Origin of the sequence: Pseudomonas sp. Root329 (genome assembly GCF_001424925.1) — a bacterium.
Lineage (GTDB): Bacteria > Pseudomonadota > Gammaproteobacteria > Pseudomonadales > Pseudomonadaceae > Aquipseudomonas > Aquipseudomonas arabinosi.
In genome coordinates, this window is the sequence record NZ_LMCV01000034.1 from 440,595 (window position 1) to 456,872 (window position 16,278).

17 protein-coding genes, 1 tRNA gene and 4 pseudogenes are annotated in these 16,278 nt (G+C 58.5%); 13 read left to right on the forward strand and 9 right to left on the reverse strand.

Annotation, left to right across the window (positions count from 1 at the left end; all coding sequences use genetic code 11):
* Positions 1 to 6: 6 nt before the first annotated feature.
* Complete coding sequence (locus tag ASC74_RS31350; RefSeq protein WP_082555879.1) at positions 7 to 192, reverse strand: ribbon-helix-helix protein, CopG family; 186 nt, start codon at positions 190 to 192, stop codon at positions 7 to 9.
* A 668-nt stretch (positions 193 to 860) separates the two neighbouring features.
* On the opposite strand from ASC74_RS31350, the gene ASC74_RS23740 reads away from it, so the two are divergent.
* Positions 861 to 1,493, forward strand: a complete 633-nt coding sequence (locus tag ASC74_RS23740; RefSeq protein WP_046047628.1) for a trimeric intracellular cation channel family protein — start codon at positions 861 to 863, stop codon at positions 1,491 to 1,493.
* Positions 1,494 to 1,785: 292 nt separating this feature from the next.
* On the opposite strand, the gene ASC74_RS23745 is transcribed toward ASC74_RS23740, so the two are convergent.
* Together ASC74_RS23745 and ASC74_RS23750 are read right to left on the reverse strand one after the other, a co-directional pair.
* The gene (locus ASC74_RS23745; RefSeq protein WP_056744502.1) at positions 1,786 to 2,340 is read right to left on the reverse strand and encodes a Crp/Fnr family transcriptional regulator; all 555 of its coding nucleotides are present in this window, start codon (positions 2,338 to 2,340) and stop codon (positions 1,786 to 1,788) included.
* Between the two features lie 297 nt (positions 2,341 to 2,637).
* On the reverse strand, positions 2,638 to 3,000 hold the full coding sequence (locus tag ASC74_RS23750; RefSeq protein ID WP_056744504.1) for a winged helix-turn-helix transcriptional regulator: 363 nt from the start codon (positions 2,998 to 3,000) through the stop codon (positions 2,638 to 2,640).
* A 112-nt stretch (positions 3,001 to 3,112) separates the two neighbouring features.
* Between ASC74_RS23750 and ASC74_RS23755 the strand changes: the two genes are divergently transcribed.
* Both ASC74_RS23755 and ASC74_RS23760 read left to right on the forward strand, forming a co-directional pair.
* Positions 3,113 to 3,847, forward strand: a complete 735-nt coding sequence (locus ASC74_RS23755) for an SDR family NAD(P)-dependent oxidoreductase (protein ID WP_056744506.1) — start codon at positions 3,113 to 3,115, stop codon at positions 3,845 to 3,847.
* Between the two features lie 73 nt (positions 3,848 to 3,920).
* Positions 3,921 to 4,520, forward strand: a complete 600-nt coding sequence (locus tag ASC74_RS23760) for an NADPH-dependent F420 reductase (protein WP_056744508.1) — start codon at positions 3,921 to 3,923, stop codon at positions 4,518 to 4,520.
* A 95-nt stretch (positions 4,521 to 4,615) separates the two neighbouring features.
* Here the strand turns inward: ASC74_RS23760 and ASC74_RS23765 are convergent, their stop codons facing one another.
* Positions 4,616 to 5,068, reverse strand: a complete 453-nt coding sequence (locus tag ASC74_RS23765) for a winged helix-turn-helix transcriptional regulator (RefSeq protein ID WP_056744510.1) — start codon at positions 5,066 to 5,068, stop codon at positions 4,616 to 4,618.
* A gap of 160 nt (positions 5,069 to 5,228) precedes the next feature.
* Here ASC74_RS23765 and ASC74_RS23770 point away from each other — a divergent pair, with 160 nt between their 5' ends.
* From ASC74_RS23770 to ASC74_RS31940, 5 genes are all read left to right on the forward strand, one after another.
* On the forward strand, positions 5,229 to 5,915 hold the full coding sequence (locus ASC74_RS23770) for an NADPH-dependent F420 reductase (RefSeq protein WP_056744512.1): 687 nt from the start codon (positions 5,229 to 5,231) through the stop codon (positions 5,913 to 5,915).
* 1 nt (position 5,916) lies between these two features.
* Entirely contained in the window at positions 5,917 to 6,885 is a 969-nt protein-coding gene (locus ASC74_RS23775; protein WP_056744515.1) for an SDR family oxidoreductase, read from the forward strand.
* An 84-nt stretch (positions 6,886 to 6,969) separates the two neighbouring features.
* Positions 6,970 to 7,911 (forward strand): SDR family oxidoreductase, encoded by a 942-nt coding sequence (locus ASC74_RS23780; protein ID WP_056744517.1) that lies wholly within the window; start codon positions 6,970 to 6,972, stop codon positions 7,909 to 7,911.
* A 113-nt stretch (positions 7,912 to 8,024) separates the two neighbouring features.
* Positions 8,025 to 8,645, forward strand: a complete 621-nt coding sequence (locus tag ASC74_RS23785) for an NADPH-dependent F420 reductase (protein WP_056744519.1) — start codon at positions 8,025 to 8,027, stop codon at positions 8,643 to 8,645.
* An 89-nt stretch (positions 8,646 to 8,734) separates the two neighbouring features.
* On the forward strand, positions 8,735 to 8,953 hold the full coding sequence (locus ASC74_RS31940; RefSeq protein WP_056744521.1) for a nuclear transport factor 2 family protein: 219 nt from the start codon (positions 8,735 to 8,737) through the stop codon (positions 8,951 to 8,953).
* Between the two features lie 226 nt (positions 8,954 to 9,179).
* Here ASC74_RS31940 and ASC74_RS31365 read toward each other — a convergent pair.
* Positions 9,180 to 9,344 (reverse strand): annotated as a pseudogene (locus tag ASC74_RS31365) (tyrosine-type recombinase/integrase); the annotation flags it as partial.
* Between the two features lie 276 nt (positions 9,345 to 9,620).
* Between ASC74_RS31365 and ASC74_RS23795 the strand changes: the two are divergent.
* From ASC74_RS23795 to ASC74_RS23800, 3 genes and pseudogenes are all read left to right on the forward strand, one after another.
* A tRNA-Gln gene (locus ASC74_RS23795) sits at positions 9,621 to 9,695 on the forward strand.
* Positions 9,696 to 9,731: 36 nt separating this feature from the next.
* Positions 9,732 to 9,881, forward strand: a pseudogene (locus tag ASC74_RS32265) (LysR family transcriptional regulator); the annotation flags it as partial.
* Positions 9,882 to 10,172: 291 nt separating this feature from the next.
* The gene (locus ASC74_RS23800) at positions 10,173 to 10,388 is read left to right on the forward strand and encodes a hypothetical protein (protein ID WP_056744523.1); all 216 of its coding nucleotides are present in this window, start codon (positions 10,173 to 10,175) and stop codon (positions 10,386 to 10,388) included.
* Between the two features lie 214 nt (positions 10,389 to 10,602).
* On the opposite strand, the gene ASC74_RS23805 is transcribed toward ASC74_RS23800, so the two are convergent.
* A complete protein-coding gene (locus ASC74_RS23805) occupies positions 10,603 to 10,887 on the reverse strand; it encodes a hypothetical protein (protein ID WP_056744525.1) in 285 nt (94 codons plus the stop codon).
* Between the two features lie 191 nt (positions 10,888 to 11,078).
* Positions 11,079 to 11,591: an AAA family ATPase gene (locus ASC74_RS23810; protein WP_056744527.1), complete on the reverse strand. Its 513-nt coding sequence runs from the start codon at positions 11,589 to 11,591 to the stop codon at positions 11,079 to 11,081.
* A 120-nt stretch (positions 11,592 to 11,711) separates the two neighbouring features.
* Between ASC74_RS23810 and ASC74_RS31690 the strand changes: the two are divergent.
* Positions 11,712 to 11,870: pseudogene (locus ASC74_RS31690) on the forward strand (aldehyde dehydrogenase family protein); the annotation flags it as partial.
* Positions 11,871 to 12,432: 562 nt separating this feature from the next.
* Here ASC74_RS31690 and ASC74_RS23820 read toward each other — a convergent pair.
* Positions 12,433 to 13,782, reverse strand: coding sequence for an aldehyde dehydrogenase family protein (locus ASC74_RS23820; protein WP_442965801.1), 1,350 nt, complete (start codon positions 13,780 to 13,782; stop codon positions 12,433 to 12,435).
* Between the two features lie 33 nt (positions 13,783 to 13,815).
* Positions 13,816 to 14,052 (reverse strand): annotated as a pseudogene (locus ASC74_RS32270) (aldehyde dehydrogenase family protein); the annotation flags it as partial.
* Between the two features lie 300 nt (positions 14,053 to 14,352).
* On the opposite strand from ASC74_RS32270, the gene ASC74_RS23825 reads away from it, so the two are divergent.
* Complete coding sequence (locus tag ASC74_RS23825; RefSeq protein WP_056744534.1) at positions 14,353 to 16,272, forward strand: sigma-54-dependent Fis family transcriptional regulator; 1,920 nt, start codon at positions 14,353 to 14,355, stop codon at positions 16,270 to 16,272.
* The last annotated feature ends 6 nt before the right edge of the window (positions 16,273 to 16,278 follow it).

Below are 16,278 nucleotides of genomic sequence, written 5' to 3' on the forward strand. Positions count from 1 at the left end.
GATGAATCACTTACCATTGGCCCCAGTTTTGCTTTTGGTGGCGTAGGACACGCCATGCGTCTCCAGATAGTCCCGAATAAGCTGACGAACGACCTGAGAGGGCGTCAGATCCTGAGATGCGCACAGTTCTTCAAGTGCTTTTTTCTTGACGGGATCAATGAGCACAGTTAGTCGTGCAGTCTTATTTTCCATGGAATTGCCAGTACCTTAAAACGGTCGATGTTAATCAAATTGTAATGGTCGGGGATTTATTTGTCACCGATTAGGTTCGTTACAGTTAACTGGATTGACCGTGATCAGAAAATGGCGACGGTACGTCTACCAGAAACGGGTAAAAGAAGGGATAGATGGCCTCGCCCGAATCAATTGCCGCTCTAGCCACTGCTCCAGCTACCCCCGAATGCAGGCGCCCATCCAGCGGCTTGGGAATAATGTAATCCCTCCCCAGCACCGCTGCAGGCGAGTACTGCGTGGGTCCATACGAGATGAGTGCGCACCCACGTTCAGCATCAGCCTCACACACTCGGTCGCCGCACGCTCGTTGCGGCTGATTACCTGTAAAGCGGTAAACGTCGTCCGGATTTTTGGCTATCGCCAAGCAGGGCTGCGCGACCCCTGGGCTGTACGCCATTGCCAGGTCACCTACCGTTTCGACCCGCACCCTTGATTCGACAGTGGTTTTTCCAAGTGGATAACCCTGGTGACGATACGCGGCTGTGTTTTTTGCCCTGTATTCATTGCACGCCTCAATTGTACTTTTATTATCATATTATGATAATGTAATTAGACCTTGATGTGTGTCTTTGAGGGCGCTTCATTTCAAGAAATTCTCCCATTTGCAGTACAGGCTGGTTCCGTAGATGAAGGCTTACCACGCTGGTTGGGTGATTTATTACTGTGAGTTGTCAGGCGTTGCAGCCTTCGCAGTGACAGGCACCCTGATGGCAGGGCGAAAATCGTTGGACTGGTTCGGTGTAATCACCATCAGTTTAGTCACCGCTTTAGGCGGCGGTGCCTTGCGTGACGTACTGATGGCACATTATCCGATCGAGTGGGTTTCCAATGAGAATGGCTTTTTGGTAGGGGTTAGTGCTTCGCTAGGAACCATGATTTGGGCGAGGACCTTGAAAACCTTCAACGAGAGGGTGTTGTTGGTAGCCGATGCATTTGGATTGGCTGTATTTACGGTCAGAGGAACAGATATGGCTCTTCAGCAAAACCTCCCTCCCAGCATCGCAGTGATCATGGGTGTAGCTACCGCAGTCGCTGGGGGTGTGATGCGTGATGTGTTGTGTAACGAAATACCGTTGGTGTTTAAGCGTGAGGTTTATGCATCCATCAGTATTTTGGGTGCCGTCGCCTACATCACGCTGTTGGATTTGCAGATTTCTCTTGAAGTGGCGTCTGCAATCGCCATTGCGTTCGTTTTTGTCAGCCGTATTGCCGCCATTCGTTGGAAATGGATGCTACCCAGGTTCCATGTAGTCGATTGATCTTGTTGCCTGGCCGACAAAGCTACGCTCTATAAGAAAACATGAGTGATGCTTAGTCATCTCTGCCCCCCCATCCTTGAGGCTGCACCTGCAGCCTTTTTTTTTCCTTCGCCATTAGATGATTACGCGTCAAGGGAAGGGCTGAAAAGCTGCCGGCACGTTTACTCGACATTATCTGGTAGGCCCCAGATCACCGCCTTCGAATTCGAGTGCGCACGCCGTCATATACAAGCGCCACGTGCGGTAGGTGGCCTTGCTGACGAACCCCAGCAGCTGATCTTGATTCGCCAAATTACGGGTGTTGGTGTGCTGGCAGGTATGGCAGCAACCGTTCAGTTTCATTTTTCACGACGGCATAGCACTCGCAGCTCAGTTGCTCGAGTTGCACTCGGTCTATGACTTTGAAGTGACCGCGGCTGTACTCGATTACCCCCTGTCTTTGTAGTTTGCCGGCGGCCTCGTTCACACTTTCGCGGCGCACACCAAGCATGTCGCCATGCCGATTGAACTCATCCTTCAGCCGACGCCGGGGTAGCCGGTATGCATGCCCAGCACTTTGAACAATCGCACTACTCGGTGTGCTTTCACCGCCCATAAACACGGCGACGCCGATCATGCCTTCGTTACCCACTACCGATATCTCTGCCGTGGCCCCGCTCCCCATCACGCAAAGCAATGAGACGATGGCATCAGTTGGGAAGTACACGTGGCGCAAGGTGTCACCTGACTCGTACAACACATTACCTAGCGGCAATGTGACGAGTTCAAGATGGCGCAGGAGACGGCTCTGAACTTGCGCCGGCAATGCGGCAAGCAAATGATTCTGTTTTGGATTGGGGGCTTTCAAGAAGTATGAAAAAGGAGATGGGGTGCTAGGGGTCGAGTGTTCGAATCATTCCGTCCCGACCATATAATTCAAAAGGGCCGCGAGATTTATCTCGCGGCCCTTTTTATTTGCCTGCATTTTTATCCCTCACAAGACAGCCGGCTTTGAATGGGCTTTCGGATGTGGAATTACTAAGGTGCGCTGGGTTTTTTTAGCTATTGCGCCCGTTGTTGGCTTGGCGGCTCAGGTGTTCGCTCGGCGAAAATACGGTGCGCGCCTGCGCAAAATCGTCCCGCTCAGCGGTTCGTCTGCATCCCGCTAGGCCAAAGCGTCGCGCTTGGCGAAGATGCTTGCCATTTGCGCCGCGTTCTCGGTTCCCCAGGTGCACAGCGGGATGATCGCATCAGCCAGACTACGACCGAGCGGGGTCAGCGTGTAGTCCACACGCGGGGGCACTTCCTTGTAGTCGGTCCGTGCAAGCACTTGATCGGCTTCCAGATCCTTCAACTGCTGGATCAGCACCTTGTCGCTGACGCCAGGGATCAAACGCTTGAGCTCGCCATAGCGTTTCGGACCGTCGCGCAGGAAAAACAAGACCAGCGGTTTCCACTTGCCCGAGATGATGCGCAGCGTGGCGTTGAGCCCGCAGCCGGTGTCGCAGATTTCAGATGTCGTCGTCATTTTTTTATACTTACCAAAAGGTGCATACTTGTCCTTAGGTTATCAGCGCTGCATCCTCGTCTCAAGCAAGCAATTTCCTGCTTGGGTACAACTCCAACGAAGGATGCACGTCATGACCAGACTGAATGGAAAGACCGCCGTGATCACCGGCGGTGCTACCGGTATCGGCCTCGCCGCAGCGAAGCGCTTCATCGAGGAAGGCGCCTTCGTCTTCATCTTCGGCCGCCGCCAGGAAGCGCTCGACGCCGCCGTGGCCGAGCTCGGGCCCAATGCCCGTGCGGTGAAGGGCTCGGTCTCCGATCAGGCTGACCTCGACCGACTCTACGCGGCGGTGAAGGTCGAGCGCGGAACCCTCGACATCGTCTTCGCCAATGCCGGGGCGGGAAGCCCACTTGCACTCGGCAAGATCACCGCCGAGCACATTGACGAAACCTTCGAGACCAACGTGAAGGGCTTGATCTTCACGGTCCAGAAGGCGCTGCCTCTGATGGGGCAGGGCGGTTCGATCATCCTGACCGGATCGAGCGCCGGCACCACGGGCGCCCCGGCATTCAGCGTCTACAGCGCAAGCAAGGCGGCAGTGCGCAACCTCGCGCGGACTTGGGCGCAGGACCTGAAGGGCACCGGTATCCGGGTCAACGTGTTGTCGCCCGGGCCGACGGCGACCGAACTCGCGAAGGCAGCGCTAGGCGAGGAAGGCATGAAGGTCTTCGCCTCGATGAATCCGCTCCAGCGCATGGCCGATCCGGCGGAGATCGGAGCGGCAGCCGCGTTTCTCGCGTCGCAGGACAGCAGCTTCATGACCGCCAGTGAGGTCGCCGTCGACGGCGGTCTGGCGCAAATCTGATTCGCTACGCCTGAGCGGTCGCTCCATTCCATCTTCGGAGCCCGCAAGGCGTGGCAAACCAAAGGAGATTTTTATGAGCTACGCAATTATCGGCTTCGGCAAACTCGGCCAGGCGCTTGCCAAGGCGTTTGCCCGCAAAGGCATTGAAGTATCCGTTGCAACCACGCGCGACCCGGAAAGTTTTGCCGCCGATGCGGCCGCGATCGGACCCTCGATCATCCCCCAAAAACTGGTGGAAGCGCTCACGGCGGACATCATCTTTTTGGCTGTCCGTTTTGAGTCGCACCGGGAAGTCGCGAAGGCGCTGCCAACCTGGAAGGGCAAGACCCTCATCGATGTGACCAATGCCTACGGCGTGCCCCCTGAGGAACTGGGAGGACAGCCTTCCTCCAGGGTCGTCGCGCAGGCCTTCACGGGTGCAAGACTGGTCAAGGGCTTCAACCATTTGGTTGCTGCCGTTCTAGACCAGGACCCGGCCGTACAGGGTGGCAGGAGAGTCGTGTTCCTGGCGAGCGATGACGACGCCGCTGCAGCGGAGATTGGTACGCTGGCGGAAAATCTCGGTTTCTCGCCGATCAAACTGGGCGGGCTTTCGGAAGGTGGACTGCTTGTGCAGGCGCGCGGAAATCGCTGGGGTCAGCTGATCTTTAAGGACTTGGTCAAGTTCGACTGATGGATCAGTGATCGCAAATTTTGATGCGAGGCTGCCTCGTGGAAAAGGGCGGCTTCAGGTCCTCGCTGATAGGCAGGCGGCGTTTGCCGCCTTGTTCATCCCCCGCTCTCAGGAAAGATGCACCCGCCATTGCGGACCAGCGCCTTTACTTCCTCGCTCACCTGCATCGGGTTTTGACTTAATCGAGCCACAAACTCCTCACGGCGCCGCACGTACGACTTCGAATCATGCTTCGCGCTCCAGAGCACAATGTTGATCACAATGGGAATGAGGTCCAGACCCTTCTCGGTCAACGTGTAAAAGTCCTTGCGCCTGTCGTCGGGGCTTGGCGCCTTCGAGAGAACGCCTTGCTTCTCAAGAAAGGCAAGTCGCGAAGCAAGCACATTGGTCGCGATTCCCTCTTCCGATTTCAGGAAATCGCCATACGTCTTCTTTCCCACAAAAACGATGTCGCGAATGATCAAGAGCGACCAGCGGTCGCCGAAAATCTCCACGCCGTAGTTCACCGCGCAATGGGACCGAAAGTCTTCTTTAAGAGTTGTCTTCATGGCTGGATCTTAGCATCGCTTGCATGTCGCAAGTAAAACTCGGTAGATCGCTTGCTTTTTGCAAGTGAAGCGCCCAGCATGGATCTCACGTTGGATGAGTTCGCCGGATCGCACCAGCAGCCTTGGAATGATCTACCCCATACCTGCAAGGAAACCGCGCATGAGCACTATCAGCATTATCGGCTCAGGTGACATGGCCGCAGCGATCGGCGGCCTTGCTGCCAAAGCCGGACACACCGTCGAGGTGATGAGTCGTGACGCCGCCAAGGCGCGGGCGCTGGCCGAGCAGATCGGAGCCGACGCCACGACAGGAGCGTTCGGCGCCGCGCCGGCTGGGGATATTGTCATCCTGGCGGTTCCCTACGCCGCCGTTCTCGACGTGGTGAAGCAATACGGGGAAGCACTGGCCGGCAAGCTTCTTGTCGACATCACCAACCCCGTCGCCCCCGACTTCACAAGCTTTGTGACCCCTGAGGACAGTTTCGGCGCACAGGAGATCGCCAACGCCGCCCCTACCGACGCGGAAGTCGTCAAGGCGTTCAACACCCACTTTTCCCACGTCCTGGCCGCCGGTCCTGTCGAGCGTCACCCGCTGGACGTGTTCATCGCCGGGGACGGCGCGCAAGCGAAGGTACGCGTCTCGGCGTTCATCAAAAGCCTTGGACTGCGCCCGATGGACACTGGGCCGCTGCTTATGGCTCGAACGCTGGAGCACGTCTGCCTGTTGTCGCTGGGCCTCATGATCCACTCGGTCAAAAGCACCCATTTCGCGATCGGCGTCAGCCTTCCCGGCTTAGCGCACGCGCACCAGCACGTCTCGTATCACTCTGCTCAGAAGGGCCAATAACATGCTCGTTTTCGTCACTGGCGGCACCGGCCACGTCGGTTCGTACGTCATCCCCGACCTCATCGCAGCCGGCCACGAGGTCGTCGCTCTGGCAAGGTCAGACGCGTCCGCGTCAGCGGCGTCCGCGCTCGGCGCCAAGGTGCGTCGTGGAGATCTTGCCGACCTCGAAGGGCTCAAGGCGGCGGCGGTCGAGTCCGACGGCGTCATCCACCTCGGATACAGGGCCGAACTGCTTCCGTCCGGCGGGATCGCCGCCTTAGTCGAATCGGAACTCGCGACCGTCCTCGCGTTCGGCGAGGCGCTGGCGGGCACGGATAAGCCACTGGTCGTTGCAGGCAGTATCGGCACGCCCATGAACGTGGGCAGGGCGGCGCCTATCGGCGCACCGGTCAGTCTGGGCCGCCCGGCGACCGAGGATGATCCCGCTCTACCTGGCGGCCCGATCAATTCAGGCACTCTGTTGGCACGCAATATCGTGGAAACCGCTGTCGTGGGCCTCGCCGAGCGAGGTGTTAGATCGTCGGTCGTGCGGATTCCCACTCTCTTACACAGTTCGACCGGTCGCCTGCAGCTGATCATGCTCGCGAAAACAAAGGGTTTCGCCGGCTATCCGGGAGACGGCAAGAACCGGTGGCCCGCCGTGCACGTCCGCGATCTTGCCTCTCTGTTCCGCCTGGCGCTCGAGAAGGGGGCCGCAGGCAAAACCTGGCACGGGATCGGCGACGAGGGAATCCCGTTCCGCGAGATCGCCGAAGCTATAGCCACTCGCCTCGCAATACCCGCCGTGAGTATCCCCGCGGACGAACTGATGCTGCCGGGCTACTTTGGGTTCCTGGCGGCAGTGGCCACGCTAGACCTCCCCGCGTCGAACGCCATCACCCGCCAGGCGCTTGGCTGGGACCCCGTTGAGCCCGGTCTGATCGAGGACCTGGACAACGGCCATTACTTTCCACCGACTGACTTGGGCTGACGGCGGGGCGCTGGATCGCAAATGCGTCCGGCACAGTCCCCTGGCACCTTTTTCCGCACCCCATCACCCACGAGGAGCACGCATATGCACGTTTTTGTTACTGGCGGCACCGGCCATTCTGGTCCGTACATCATCTCCGATCTTATCGCCGCCGGCCATGAGGTCACTGCCCTGGCTCGGTCCGACACGGCCGCGGCGCAGGCTGCTGCGCTCGGCGCCAAGGTACGTCGCGGCAATCTCGAGGATCTCGACGGGCTAAAGGAAGCGGCCGCAGCGTCGGACGGCGTCATTCACCTCGCGCATCGGCAGGACCTGATTCCAACCGGCGGGATCAACGCCGTTGCGGCCGCGGAGCTTGAGATCATGCTCGCCTATGGCGAAGCATTGGCCGGAAGCGCAAAGCCGTTGGTTGTGTCTGGAAGCGTCGGCTCGCCCGGGTGGGAGGGCCTGGGCCGGCCGGCCACCGAGGAGGATCCGCCCCTTCCTGGCGGCGATCCGTACAAGAATACCCTGCGGGTTCGGAACATCGTGGAAACCACGGTGATCGGTCTCGTCGAAAAGGGCATACGGTCTTCTATCGTGCGGATCCCTGAGATCATGCACAGCTCCACCGATAACGCCGGCTTCCTTCCGCTGTTGATCGGGCTGGCCAAGGAAAAAGGTGTCGTCGGCTACCCCGGAGACGGTGCCAACCGTTGGGGGGCCGTGCATGCCCGTGACCTCGCCACCGTGTTTCGCCTGGCGCTGGAAAAAGGCGCAGCGGGCAGAAGCTGGCATGCAATCGCCGAGGTGGCTATCCCATACCGTCAGATCGCCGAAGCTATTGCCAGTCGGTTGAATCTGCCGGCCGTTTCTATTCCCGCGGACGTGCTGATGCTGCCTGGCTACTTCGGGTTCCTTGCGAATCTGGTCACACTGGACACCCCGACATCGAACGCCATCACGCGCCGGGTTCTTGGCTGGGAACCGACCCAGCCCGGACTCTTTGCCGATCTTGATAGCGGTCACTACTTCCCGGCCGACTGATGAGGTGACGGCACACCGCCGGGTCGCACTGCGCCCGGCGGGTGGCCAAGCCGCGACGGCGTAACCCGTCCAGAAAAGCTGGAAAATACCTGATTTCAGAACGGAGACTGCACATGAGCACTATCAGCATCATCGGTTCGGGAGGCATGGCCGCAGCTGTCGGCGGCCGTATCGCCAAGGCCGGACACACCGTCGAGGTGGTCAGCCGCGATCCCGCCAAGGCCCAGGCGCTTGCCGACAAGCTCGCATCCGGAGCGATCACGGGAACTTACGGTGCCACTCCGGCGGGCGAGATCGTCATTCTCGCCGTACCGTACACCAATGCGGTGGCGGTACTGGCCGATTTTGGGAAAGCGCTCGACGGTAAAGTGATCATCGATATCACCAACCCGGTCGCTCCCGATCTCTCGGGCCTCGTTACCCCCCACGGCAGCTCCGGCGCCCAGGAGATCGCCAAGGTCGCCCCGGCCAGCGCGCATGTCGTCAAGGCGTTTAATACCCTCTTCGGCCACGTACTTGCCCAGGATAAACGCCTCGATGCGTTCATCGCGGCGGACGATGCGGACGCCAAGGTGCGCGTCTCGGCCTTCCTCGAGAGTCTCGGGCTGCGTCCGTTGGATGTCGGCGGCCTGCAGATGGCCCAGACGCTCGAGTGGCTCGGTCTAATGATGATCGGCCTGGCTAAAAACGGCGCCGGCACCTGGGACATCGCCATGAATGTCGATATCGGCTGAATCACCGACACCACGTCCTCACCAGCAGGCCCACAACGTGCCCGATGAGATCGGACACGTTCCTAGGCAAAGGAAATGGATAGATTTCGATGGGCACACAAGAGAATGTCCAGACTGTGAAGAATTTTTTTGCAGCCATGGGCCGCGGCGATAAGCCAGGTCTGCTGGCGTTGTCTGCCGAAGATATCGAGTGGATCGCCCCCGTGCGGCGCAGGTCATGCGGTCAGCGACTCGAGTTCTTTGATGGTGATTTTGGCCATAAGATGAGTTCCCCCTACTTTTCCCTCCACAAAAACGTCGGCTCTTGATGGACGTTACTGGACTCTCGTAGAGCAGAATACCGCTGGAGCTCAAGTAAATACTCGTTTGGAAAAATCCAGAGTGAAATTTTCGAAGCTTTCAAGAAGTATGCAAAAGGAGATGGGGTGCTAGGGGGCGAGTGTTCGAATCACTCCGTCACGACCATATTTTTCAGTAACTTAGCCGAACGCTAGCCAGTTCGGCTTTTTTACGCGTAAGGACTTATGCGGGGGATTATCCCGTTTTCCTCCTGAGAATGGTCAGTGCCTGTCCGCGGGAATCCGTGGTCGACGCTTTGTTTGCCGCTTCGATCAGTTGCCCAAGCTCTGCGGTAGAATAATGGCCCGTGATGCTGCCGTTCTTGTGTTCAAGCAATGCTTTGCGATCTTCCTCGGTCACGCATGGGGCCGGAACTGTCACCGGCCACCTACGTGGTACTGCTGGAAAACCCAAAAGCCCCTGAGAGGATTGGATCTAACCTGGATCAACAGTAAGTGACTGTTTTGAGCCGAATTTTTTGTTTTTGATCTTCCCAGGCGAAGCGAAAGTTGATAAATTCCCGCGCATCTTGCAGAGGCCCTTACAGGGCATATAGCGTAAGGACGCAGCATCTCGATGTTGCTCGCAAGCTGCAAAATCAGAAAGAGAGTGCTGGGCACTCGTAGCAACAGATACAGGGGCGTCGCCAAGCGGTAAGGCAGCAGGTTTTGATCCTGCCATGCGTTGGTTCGAATCCAGCCGCCCCTGCCATTTTCCTTATACTCATTCAGGTATAACTCTGCCGACATGCTCGAAAGCATGCCCGGATGCACCACGGTCAACGTCTGGCCGTTGTCGGAACCCTTCCGTTATTTTCTCACCTGGTTGGTATGGCGCAGAGGTTCTGTGTCGCAGAGCCTGACCGTGAATCGCCCACTCTCGAGCGACCGCGCCATCATTCGTCTCGCGAGCGTTTGCGAACGGGACCCTATCGACTTTGCCATTTCGGGTGAAACGCCAGTCGTTCGCAGTCCCCGTGGCAGAGTTGAGGACAATGCAGTCGAAACGGCGATTCAATGATGATAAATTTCGAGTCGTCAGCAAGATGTATGGGCGAGAAGGGCCTATTCCTGGGCTCGGACGACGGCAACAGCTTGACCGAGCCTCAGAGCAGCACGTGTTCCGATGGGCGATGTATTCGCGCTAACAATTGAAAGACAGAGCTATGCCCTGCAGAAGGGTTACTGAATGCCGAAGAAAAAGCCGGAAAGTAAAGTAGCAGCGACGGCTACTGCTAATGAAATTGAGCACGCCATCCAAGCCTTGAACAGAATGGCTGAACGCCTTTGGGGAGATGGTCGAGAGATCGAGGCGAAAGCACTCCTTGACGCCTTGGATGCTTTAAACAGGGCACTGGACCGGATCAGGATTGGCGAAAGCCGCAGGGTTGTGACTCTTCATTGAAGACTGCCATGGACTCATTTTAAGGCCAAACTTGTTCAGAGCTATCAAGAGGCGGGACTCCTTCCGACATAACTGGCTTAACGCGTCATGGTGGGCCGTTTCAAGCCTGACCGATATCTGACCGTCATGACGGGGATGCGGCCTCTTTAAGCTTCGTGAGTCGGTCGTGGTGGCTGGTGGTTACGACCATTGGGCCGTCAGCGCTGATGCCGCATCAGCTCGCCGAACACCGCCCAACTCCCTTCCGACGGTTGGACTTTTCCTCGAGTTGGATGGCGAAATCCATGGCCTCGCGGTAGTTGAAACGGTAGGCCCAGGTCTTGCCAGTGTATCGCTCGACGACCTGGAAGATGCCGAGCTTCATGGTCACCACCTGGAAGCGAACACCGCGGCGCGACTTCAGTCGATTAGTGCGCCGGAAGAAATCGATGCGTGCTGCGTTGGAGTGGACGAGCAGGGCGCCGAGCTCATCGATGCGCTGCAGAAAGGATGGATGCATGTCTGATCCTCGAAGTGGGGAGCATGTATTCGTATGCACTCGTACCGCTAGCTGCTTGTCTATGGATGCAGAGGTAGTTCTGACGGATAAAGGTAGTCGTAAAAAAGCCACATCGAAACTTGACTCGTCTTTGTGCGACACACGGACTTCTTCGCGACCCCGAGGGTTTTCTCTCGCAACCCTTGCTGGGCCTAGGGCAAACTATCGAGAAATGCGGAAATCTGCCGGCTACCGCGCAAGTGCAGCGTAGAAATGTGCGGGCCTATGGCCAGGCGCACCGCCTCGATACCTGGGCGATAGCCACGATCGAAACTCCACACGAAGTTCAGAAAGGTCAGGAACGCCCGGTCGAGCTTCTCTGTACAGCCTGCGGCAAGGTCAGGGCGAGGGCGGTTCATTACACTGCGCATGATCACCCGGGTGAAACAGGTGAGCCGCGGCGTATCGAGCCAGATGATCAGGTCGGTACGGGGCAGGCGAAGGTCGAAGGTTCGCCGCGCATAGTTGCCTTCACAAATCCAGGCATCCGGTGCGATCGCTTCGCCGACCCGTGCGCGGAACTGCTCAGCGTCGGGTTCGACCCAGCCGGGCTCCCAGAACAGCGTGTCCAGGTGCACCACGGGCAGACTCAGGCGCTTGCCGAGGGCGCGGGCGAATGTAGATTTGCCGCTACCGGCATTGCCCAGAATTACAATCCGTTGCATGAGGACTTCCTGTCGCAAAAAAAGCCGCCGATTGTGCAGGTTTTGGATGGACAGTTAAAGGCTTTTGGATGGGGCGACCGCACCATTCCAGAAGGCGTAAACCTTATTCAGGACGAGACAGTTGCTGCAAATAAGCCTTCGGCCGTGGAAGCACCTTGGGGCGGCTACAAGCAGAGCGGTATTGGCCGCGAGCTGGGTGAATGGGGCTACAACAACTACCTCGAAACCAAGCAGATCACCCGATACAACGGTGGGGCCTGGGGCTGGTATTTGAATTGAAGCACCGGCTATTTCAGATACCAGCCCCATGGCTGGTCGCTGACGTATTCGGTCAGACTCTGGCTTTTGATCTTGATCTGCCTGCCCCTTTCCTGGAGTGAGGGCAGGCAAAGCCCGTGCCAGAGGGGAAGGGCGATGTTTTAGATGTGTTGGTGAGGACGCCTTCGCGAGCAGGCTCGCTCCCACAGGGAAACGCGGTGTAAATGTGGGAGCGAGCCTGCTCGCGATGACTATTGAATGGGCGACGCAGAAACATCTGCATCGCCCACGCTTTTTTAGAAGAAGCCCAACGGATTGATGTCGTAGCTCACCAGCAGGTTTTTGGTCTGCTGATAGTGATCGAGCATCATTTTGTGGGTTTCACGACCGCCAACGCCATGCCGCAACCGGAAAAAGCNGATAACCTGAGTCCAGGGTTATCCACACCGTTCAATAAAGGGCGCCTGTGATGAACAGAGACCATTCAGATCTACCGGGCGCAAGACCGGTTATCCAGCCTGATGACGCTTCGGTCGTCGGCTTGCTAGGGCGACGCAGAAACATCTGCATCGCCCACGCTTTTTTAGAAGAAGCCCAACGGATTGATGTCGTAGCTCACCAGCAGGTTTTTGGTCTGCTGATAGTGATCGAGCATCATTTTGTGGGTTTCACGACCGACACCGGATTTTTTGTAACCGCCGAACGCGGCGTGCGCCGGGTACAGGTGGTAGCAGTTGGTCCACACACGACCGGCCTTGATSGCGCGGCCCATGCGATAGGCGCGGTTGATGTCGCGGGTCCACAGACCGGCACCCAGGCCGAACTCGGTGTCGTTGGCGATGGCCAGGGCTTCGGCTTCGTCCTTGAAGGTGGTGATGCTCACCACCGGGCCAAAGATTTCTTCCTGGAACACGCGCATTTTGTTGGTGCCCTTGAGCAGGGTCGGCTGGATGTAATACCCGGTCGCCAGGTTGCCCTCGAGTTTTTCAATCTTGCCGCCGGTCAGCAGCTCGGCGCCTTCGCCCTTGGCGATTTCCAGGTAYGAAAGGATTTTGTCGAATTGCTGCTCGGACGCCTGGGCGCCGACCATGGTGTCGGTGTCCAGCGGGTCRCCACGTTTGATCGACAGCACTTTCTTCATCACGACTTTCATGAAGTCGTCGTAGATCGACTCTTGCACCAAGGCGCGGGAAGGGCAGGTGCAGACTTCGCCCTGGTTGAAGAACGCCAGCACCAGGCCTTCGGCGGCTTTTTCGATGAAGGTTTCTTCGGCTTGCATGATGTCGGCGAAGAAGATGTTCGGCGACTTGCCTCCCAGCTCCACGGTGGACGGAATGATGTTTTCGGCGGCGCATTTCATGATGTGCGAGCCGACCGGGGTCGAACCAGTGAAGGCGATCTTGGCGATGCGCTTGCTGGTGGCCAGGGCTTCGCCGGCTTCTTTGCCGAAGCCTTGCACGACGTTCAGCACGCCCGGCGGCAACAGGTCGCCGATCAGCTCCATCAGCACGGTAATGCCCAGCGGGGTTTGTTCGGCGGGCTTGAGCACCACGCAGTTACCAGCCGCCAGGGCCGGGGCGAGTTTCCAGGCGGCCATCAGGATCGGGAAGTTCCACGGGATGATCTGSCCGACCACGCCCAGYGGTTCATGGATGTGATAGGCCACGGTGTTGCCGTCGATCTCGGCGGCGCTGCCTTCCTGAGCGCGGATGCAACCGGCGAARTAGCGGAAATGGTCCGCCGCYAGCGGGATGTCGGCGTTGAGGGTTTCACGCACGGCTTTRCCGTTGTCCCAGGATTCGGTGATCGCCAGGACTTCGAGGTTCTGTTCGATGCGGTCGGCGATTTTCAGCAGCACCAGCGAGCGAGCCTGGGCGGACGTGGCGCCCCAGGCATCAGCCGCCGCGTGGGCAGCGTCCAGGGCCTTTTCGATGTCTTCGGCCGTGGAACGCGGGAATTCGGCAANAGCCTGGGCGGACGTGGCGCCCCAGGCATCAGCCGCCGCGTGGGCAGCGTCCAGGGCCTTTTCGATGTCTTCGGCCGTGGAACGCGGGAATTCGGCAAKYGGTTGGCCATTCACTGGCGAGGTATTGGTGAAGTACTGACCTTTAACAGGCGCGACGAACTCGCCGCCGATGTAGTTACCGTATTTGCTCTTGAACGAAACGATAGCGCCTTCAGTACCGGGGTGAGCGTAACGCATGGTGATTTCTCCTTGGCTTTTGTGCTTATAAGGGAGAGCGCATGTGCGCTTGCTATAAGCGTAGAGCAAGGGTCGGGCCACCGCCTTGCAGGTCAGGCAAATCAAGGCTTTACGCGATTTTTGTCGGACCGACGGACTCTGTCTGTGACGGTTTCGGTACAGCCCTGATGACACTTTGTACCGCTTCTGGCACAACGTGTGACGGGTCGGTCTCGCCAGCATTGCAATGCGCCGATGGCAGGAGGATGCTGGGCGTCACCTCAAGCACGGGTCGCCGAGCCCCGGGGAGAACAATAAGAAATGCACGACAACCATTTGAGTCGCCATGCCCAGCAGGTCCTGACCGTCACTCAGGGGAAATCCCACTTGCACGGCCCTGGCAGCGATCCGTCGATTGCCCGTTCCTGGCTGCGCTGTCTTGAGGACTATCACCTCGACCCGGCCCTGACCATGGCGCCGACGGTGCTGGAACATGGCCGCGTCCTGGAAAGCCGCGAGCGCTTGCAGCAAGTGCTGCACATCGCCGGCAGTGAAATGACCAGTCTTCATCAGCAGCTCTCCGGCGCTGGCCACGCGGTCCTGCTGACCGACGCCCGCGGCGTGATCCTCAATTGCGTCACCGCGCCTGCCGAACGGAAGATTTTCGAACGCGCCGGTCTCTGGCTCGGGGCTGACTGGAGCGAAGCCTGCGAGGGCACCAACGGCATTGGCACCTGTCTGGTAGAGCGTCAGTCCCTGACCATCCACCAGGACGAGCACTTTCGCGGCCGTCACACCGGCCTGACCTGCTCGGCAAGTCCGGTGTTCGACCCGCATGGCGAACTGCTGGCGGTGCTCGACGTGTCCTCGGCGCGTCACGAGGTCTCGCGTCAAAGCCAATTCCACACCATGGCGCTGGTCAATCTTTCGGCGAAGATGATCGAGAGCTGCTATTTCCTGCGCTATTTCGACAATCAGTGGTTGCTGCGTTTTCACCTTCAGGCCGAATCCGTCGGGTTGTTCAGCGAAGGGTTGCTGGCGTTTGACGGGGAAGGGCGGATCAGCGCGGTCAACCAAAGTGCGCTGAACCTGTTGGGGCATATTCGCGGTGGGCTGCTGGGTAAGCCGGTGGAGGCGTTTTTCGATTGCTCGCTGGATGACTTGCTTGGCCGCGCAAGTGTCAACGCCAGCGCCAGTTGGCCATTGCGTACCCGAGACGGGCGGAGTCTGTTTGCGTTGTTGCGCGGGCAGCCACGCAGTATTCCTGTGCCGGTGGTGCAAAGTACGGTGATCGCCGAACCTTCGCGCTTATCGGGCATTTGTCTGGGCGACACGGGGTTGCAGGAAGATTTCCGCAAATCCTTGCGCGTGTTCGAACGGGACGTTCCGCTACTGATCAACGGCGAAACCGGATCCGGCAAAGAAGCGTTTGCCAAAGCCGTCCACCAGGCCAGCCAGCGAGCAGAAAAAGCCTTCGTCGCCCTCAACTGCGCCGCCATCCCCGAAAGCCTGATCGAGAGCGAACTGTTTGGCTATCGCGGCGGCAGCTTTACCGGTGCGCGTAAGGAAGGCATGCGCGGCAAGTTGCAGCAGGCCGATGGTGGGACTCTGTTCCTCGATGAAATCGGCGACATGCCCCTGGCTTTGCAGACCCGGCTATTAAGGGTGCTGGAAGATCGTCAGGTGGTGCCGATCGGTGGCGAGCCGGAGTCGGTCAATGTGCGGATCATCAGCGCCACCCACCGCAATCTGCTGGAGCGGGTGCAGGACGGCAGCTTCCGAGAGGATTTGTATTACCGGCTCAACGGGCTGGAAGTTGCACTGCCGGCGCTGCGTGATCGCAGTGATAAGTCTCAGTTGCTCGACTTTTTGTTGGCCGAAGAGGCGGGCGGGGAAACCGTATTGATCGACGGTCCGGCACGCCAGGCGTTGCTGGCTTTTGCCTGGCCGGGGAACGTGCGGCAGTTGCGCAATGTGCTGCGCACGTTAGCCGCGCTGTGTGACGGTGGGCGGATCGGACTGGAGGATTTGCCAGTGATGATTCGTCAGGCCCGGCCGGTTCCTGTTGTTGCCGTTGAAGAGCCGTCGGACTATCCGTTGGATGACGCTGAGCGGCTGGCGTTGCTGAATGCGCTGGAACAGACGCGCTGGCATATGACTCACACGGCTGAACAACTTGGCGTCAGCCGTAACACCCTCTATCGAAAACTGCGCAAACACGGCATAGCCCGCTCTGCGTAATTGATC

Excerpts from the sequence above, each read along its gene's own strand:
- ASC74_RS31350 (WP_082555879.1), bottom strand. The coding sequence starts at position 192 with ATGGAAAATAAGACTGCACGACTAACTGTGCTCATTGATCCCGTCAAG.
- ASC74_RS23740 (WP_046047628.1), top strand. The coding sequence starts at position 861 with ATGAAGGCTTACCACGCTGGTTGGGTGATTTATTACTGTGAGTTGTCA.
- ASC74_RS23750 (WP_056744504.1), bottom strand. The coding sequence starts at position 3,000 with ATGACGACGACATCTGAAATCTGCGACACCGGCTGCGGGCTCAACGCC.
- ASC74_RS23755 (WP_056744506.1), top strand. The coding sequence starts at position 3,113 with ATGACCAGACTGAATGGAAAGACCGCCGTGATCACCGGCGGTGCTACC.
- ASC74_RS23760 (WP_056744508.1), top strand. The coding sequence starts at position 3,921 with ATGAGCTACGCAATTATCGGCTTCGGCAAACTCGGCCAGGCGCTTGCC.
- ASC74_RS23765 (WP_056744510.1), bottom strand. The coding sequence starts at position 5,068 with ATGAAGACAACTCTTAAAGAAGACTTTCGGTCCCATTGCGCGGTGAAC.
- ASC74_RS23770 (WP_056744512.1), top strand. The coding sequence starts at position 5,229 with ATGAGCACTATCAGCATTATCGGCTCAGGTGACATGGCCGCAGCGATC.
- ASC74_RS23775 (WP_056744515.1), top strand. The coding sequence starts at position 5,917 with ATGCTCGTTTTCGTCACTGGCGGCACCGGCCACGTCGGTTCGTACGTC.
- ASC74_RS23780 (WP_056744517.1), top strand. The coding sequence starts at position 6,970 with ATGCACGTTTTTGTTACTGGCGGCACCGGCCATTCTGGTCCGTACATC.
- ASC74_RS23785 (WP_056744519.1), top strand. The coding sequence starts at position 8,025 with ATGAGCACTATCAGCATCATCGGTTCGGGAGGCATGGCCGCAGCTGTC.
- ASC74_RS31940 (WP_056744521.1), top strand. The coding sequence starts at position 8,735 with ATGGGCACACAAGAGAATGTCCAGACTGTGAAGAATTTTTTTGCAGCC.
- ASC74_RS23800 (WP_056744523.1), top strand. The coding sequence starts at position 10,173 with ATGCCGAAGAAAAAGCCGGAAAGTAAAGTAGCAGCGACGGCTACTGCT.
- ASC74_RS23805 (WP_056744525.1), bottom strand. The coding sequence starts at position 10,887 with ATGCATCCATCCTTTCTGCAGCGCATCGATGAGCTCGGCGCCCTGCTC.
- ASC74_RS23810 (WP_056744527.1), bottom strand. The coding sequence starts at position 11,591 with ATGCAACGGATTGTAATTCTGGGCAATGCCGGTAGCGGCAAATCTACA.
- ASC74_RS23825 (WP_056744534.1), top strand. The coding sequence starts at position 14,353 with ATGCACGACAACCATTTGAGTCGCCATGCCCAGCAGGTCCTGACCGTC.